Source organism: Streptomyces sp. SID3343 (assembly GCF_009865215.1).
GTDB lineage: Bacteria > Actinomycetota > Actinomycetes > Streptomycetales > Streptomycetaceae > Embleya.
Genome location: NZ_WWJX01000353.1, coordinates 1 through 4199, shown reverse-complemented (window position 1 = coordinate 4199; position 4199 = coordinate 1). Strand labels below are relative to the sequence as shown.

Below are 4199 nucleotides of genomic sequence, written 5' to 3'. Positions count from 1 at the left end.
AGGGCGCGCGGCCGACGACCCACCTGTTCGCGGGTCCGGCCGACGCCGGCTCCGGCGTGCGCGGGGGTCACCGGGTACGTCATTCGCGGTGTCCCCAGAACCTGGCGACGCCATCCACCAGGCGGCCGTAAGGGTTTAGACCACTGAGTTCCACGGCGCTTGTGGTCACGCCGAGGAAGGCACGCCGGAGAGTCAGGCCGACCTCTCGGGGTTCCTGGTAGGTACGAGAGATTGTCCGGTCGACGTCGATGAACAGGCCCTCGTCCGTGTCGCTCGTCGCCGGTCCTTCAGAGCCGACGACGACGTGATTCCATATTCGAGGGATGAGGCTCCGCAACTCCTCCTGGGAGTCGCGAGAATGGATCGGCTTCCCCTCCGGATCGAGAACTCCGATATCGAACAATCTGCACCATTTTTCCGACAAGGCGCGTAAACGTGCCTTGTCGGTAAGGCTCTCGCACCCTTCGAGAACCTCCTTCGCTTCGGCTTGGAGGGTCTCGATCACGGGATCGATCTCCCCTCCGCAGGGTAGCCGTATCCTCCGGGCCGTCCTCCTTGCGAGATCCTCGACGGCGGTCCGTGAATCGGCGCCCCTGTCGCCGTTCCCTTGGGTCTCCCTGAACCACAGCGGCTCCCATTCGGGCGAGTGCAGCGTATTTCCGGCCGCCAGAGCGGTAGAGGAAACAGCGGTCAGTCTCTCGCCGCAGGGAAGCCAGTCGAAGCCGGCCCTCACATCGTCTCGCGGCGCACGCGAAAGGCAGTCGATCTGGGCCCTTCCACGATATCGAGGCACTATCAGATACCACAGGCAGGCCCCCATGCCCATTTCCGCCGCTTCTTGGTGACCGTCCTCTCGACAGTCGCAGTCGATGACGCGGTCCGTCACGGCAGCCAGCGCATCGGCGTAGCCGACGACACTGTCGCTCCCCTTTGCGGACAGCGCCACGTGAATCTCGTTGAATGCCTCTCGACTTGTATAGTCGGAGATGACGTCGATGATGTCATTGTATCGAATGAGATTCTCGACGACACGCCTCATCCGGCCGCACTCCCGAATCGCCCGAAAACAGCCGAGTTCATCCGAGAGGTGCCTGTACTCGGCCGTGCCCATGGCCAGGCGGTAGAAGCCGACCATGTCCCCGTCCCACCAACGGGCCACCAGGTATTCTTCTGGCGTGACGGCCTCGGGAGCAGGTCGGTAACCCTTGTCCCGGCCTGAACGTTCCAGATAGGACGCCGTGATGGAGTTCTTCATCAGGATGACCGCGTCCGTCACCGCCGAATCCTTCAGAGCCTGTGTGGCAGCTTTGCCTCCCAGACACGCGAGGCCTTCGCTCGCTGCTGCAACATATGAATCATGACCTCCCCCGGCCGAATCATCGGGGGCGCCGGGGTAGTCGACGGCCATCGTGAGGTTACGGGTCGCCCCGCAGAGATCGAGCATCCGGCCGTCACGAACTCGCGGGACCTGCCAGCGGTAGATACTGGCAAAGAAATCACGCAAGATCATCGGTACTGCCGATTCGGCCGAGTCGGCATTTCGTGCCAAGTATTCGTCCAGCAGCCTGCGAACCTCCCCTCCTTTTTTTGGACTGATTTCAGAGAGTAAATCCATTCCCTTGCGCTGCGCTCCTTCCGTTGCCCACAGCTCGCGCCCCACCAAGGAGATCACATTGATCACCGTTTTAGCGACGGGACTTGATTCGACGGACTCTCGAAGCTCGCTCGAATGTGCGGCCCGGATGACCTTCCAGCCCATGTCGTCCCCTTGACGATAGCGCCTCACTTTCCCGGACACGTGCGGAGTGTACGACGGCTCCGCAATCATGTACGTGGTCGCATCGGCAGAGTTCGACATCTCCTCGCATCCAGCCCGGATCGCATCCTTCCCTTCCGGGTTCATTCGAATATCAGCCAATTGAGCAGCACAGATGCCGTCGGCCTCGATGAGGCCACATGATTCAGCACTCCACACGTTGGCGAACGCGTTCATATGACGCCACTCCTTCAGGTGTGTCCGTGGAACTTTCTCGTGTAGCGCACGCAGGCCGTTCGGTGCGGGGAGTGACGATCCGAGGATCGGTTTCCCCGAGGCGGACGTGGCAGGGTTCCGCGCGGACCCGGGAGTGTGGGCCCCGCGCTCCGGTTGACGTCGGTGGTGGCGCTGCGTCGGGCGCCGGACGGGGTGACCGATCCGGTGATGGACGCGGGGATGGGCGCGGCGAAGGCGGAGGGTTGGGGTCCGCGGCGGATCAGCACTGCGGCGCCTCTGTCGCGCGGAAAGGTCCGCCACCGGTTCGCCCGGGGTGCGGACGTGCCGGGCCGGAGCGTCCGGGGTCCGTCGCGAAACGCATACTTCCGCTGCGCCGGGCGGTTCCGGTGCCTTGTGCTGTGGCCGGTGGGTGCCGTGGCCGTCGGGGCGGGTCGCGCGGGGGGCGGAGGAAGGCGCGTCGGCGGTCGTCGTGGTCGTCGCGGTGGGACGCCCACGGGCCGGGGCGAGGTGATGGGCGGTGTGCGCGTCGCGGTCATGGCGGTTGGTCCTCCTGGGACGACGAGTGCGCAACGGGGGTGTCGTGCGCTCGGGACCGGGCGGGGCGTCTCGGGCGGGGTCAGATGTCGCGTCGGGTGGCTTGCTCTGCGAGGTCGCGCAGCGTGGCGGCGACGGGTGGGGTGAAGGGGCCGGATTCCACCGCGCGGACGGCGTCGCGGCGGCGGGTGTCGATCATGTCCTCGACGGTGCGGTGGGCGCCGGTGAGGTCGAAGACGGCGCGGACGGTGGCGGCGCCGTCCTCGTTCAGGTCGGGGTCGGCGAGCAGGGAACGCAGGACGGCGCGGCTGCGGGGTGTGGCGCGGCGCAGGGCGAGGGCGACCAGGACGGTGGCCTTGCCTTCGCGGAGGTCCTCCAGGGCGCTCTTGCCGGTGAGGTCGGGGGTGCCGTAGACGCCCAGGAGGTCGTCGCGCAGTTGGAAGGCCTCGCCGACGGGCAGGGCGTAGGCGGTCAGGGCCTCGGTCAGGCCCGGGGGCGGGGCGGGGGCGAGGGCGGCGCCCAGGTGCAGGGGGCGTTCGATCGTGTAGCGGGCGGTCTTGTAGCGGGCGACGCGCAGCGCGGCCTCGACGTCGTCGGTGGGTGTGCCGGTGGCCGCCACGTCGAGGTATTGGCCGTACATGACCTCGGTGCGCATGCGGTCGACCACGGCCAGGGCGGCGTCGAGTCGGGCGGGGGCGAGACCGGCGGTGTGCAGGAGTTCGTCGGACCAGGCCAGGGCGAGGTCGCCGACCAGGATCGCGGTGTCGGTGCCCAGGCGTTCCGCCTCGGCCGGGCCTCGGGCGAGGCGGTGGCGGGCGGCAAGGGTGCGGTGCATGGTGGGTCGGCCGCGTCGGGTGTCGGAGCGGTCGATGAGGTCGTCGTGGACGAGCGCGAACGCGTGGAACAACTCCAGGGATGCCGCCGCCTTGAGGACCGGGGGTGGCGGTGTGTCGGTGTGCGCGTCGGCGGCGTGCCAGCCGAGCGCGCACAGCACCGGCCGCAGGCGCTTGCCTCCGGACAGGACGAACCCGCGCAGCACCTCGGCGATCTCGCCGGGCAGTCCGGCGTCGTCGGCCGCGCGGGCCTTGGTCGCGAGGAAGTCGTCGAGAATGTCCTCGACCGCGTGGCGCACGCTCGCCGGGTCGGGTGTCGGAGTGCGGAGTGGGGAGACGGGTGAAGCGGTCACGGTCGATCGCCTTTCTCGAAGGGCTTCGCGCTCGGCCCCGGCCCGCCGGACGGACCGGGGTATGTGCCGGTGCCTTCCCGACCACGCGCCGACCGTGCCCGCATTCCACGAGCAAGGCGTGAACGCGTTGAACGGGACGCCGACGCCCCGAGGGCCGACGTCACAGGCGTTCAGGTTCGTCGGCACGGGACGACGAATCACCGACCCTCGCCGGCGCACCGGGAGATGACCGAACGCCGGACGCTCGCGAGCGACTGAATCGGGACCGGTGGACATCCACGCGGGGCTGTTTCCCGGATGAGTACGGGGCCGTCGCATCAGAATGCGCATCGCCCGCAAGGGCGTCGACTCGAGCGCACGCCTGGGGCGCCAACGACGGAAGACCGAACGCACCCTCTCCTGGTTCGGCGGCTACCGACGACTTCCCCCATGCCACGAACGCCGCGCCGACCTCTCCCCGGCCTTCCTCACCCTCGCCGCCACACT

At 67.9% G+C, this 4199-nt stretch carries 2 protein-coding genes and 1 pseudogene; 1 reads left to right on the top strand and 2 read right to left on the bottom strand.

What is annotated here, in order from left to right:
- Positions 1–79: 79 nt before the first annotated feature.
- Both GT354_RS12055 and GT354_RS12050 read right to left on the bottom strand, forming a co-directional pair.
- Positions 80–1993, bottom strand: coding sequence for a hypothetical protein (locus tag GT354_RS12055; protein ID WP_161356294.1), 1914 nt, complete (start codon positions 1991–1993; stop codon positions 80–82).
- A gap of 616 nt (positions 1994–2609) precedes the next feature.
- On the bottom strand, positions 2610–3713 hold the full coding sequence (locus tag GT354_RS12050) for a polyprenyl synthetase family protein (RefSeq protein WP_346011993.1): 1104 nt from the start codon (positions 3711–3713) through the stop codon (positions 2610–2612).
- Positions 3714–4020: 307 nt separating this feature from the next.
- Here GT354_RS12050 and GT354_RS53830 point away from each other — a divergent pair.
- Positions 4021–4199: pseudogene (locus GT354_RS53830) on the top strand (IS5/IS1182 family transposase); the annotation flags it as partial.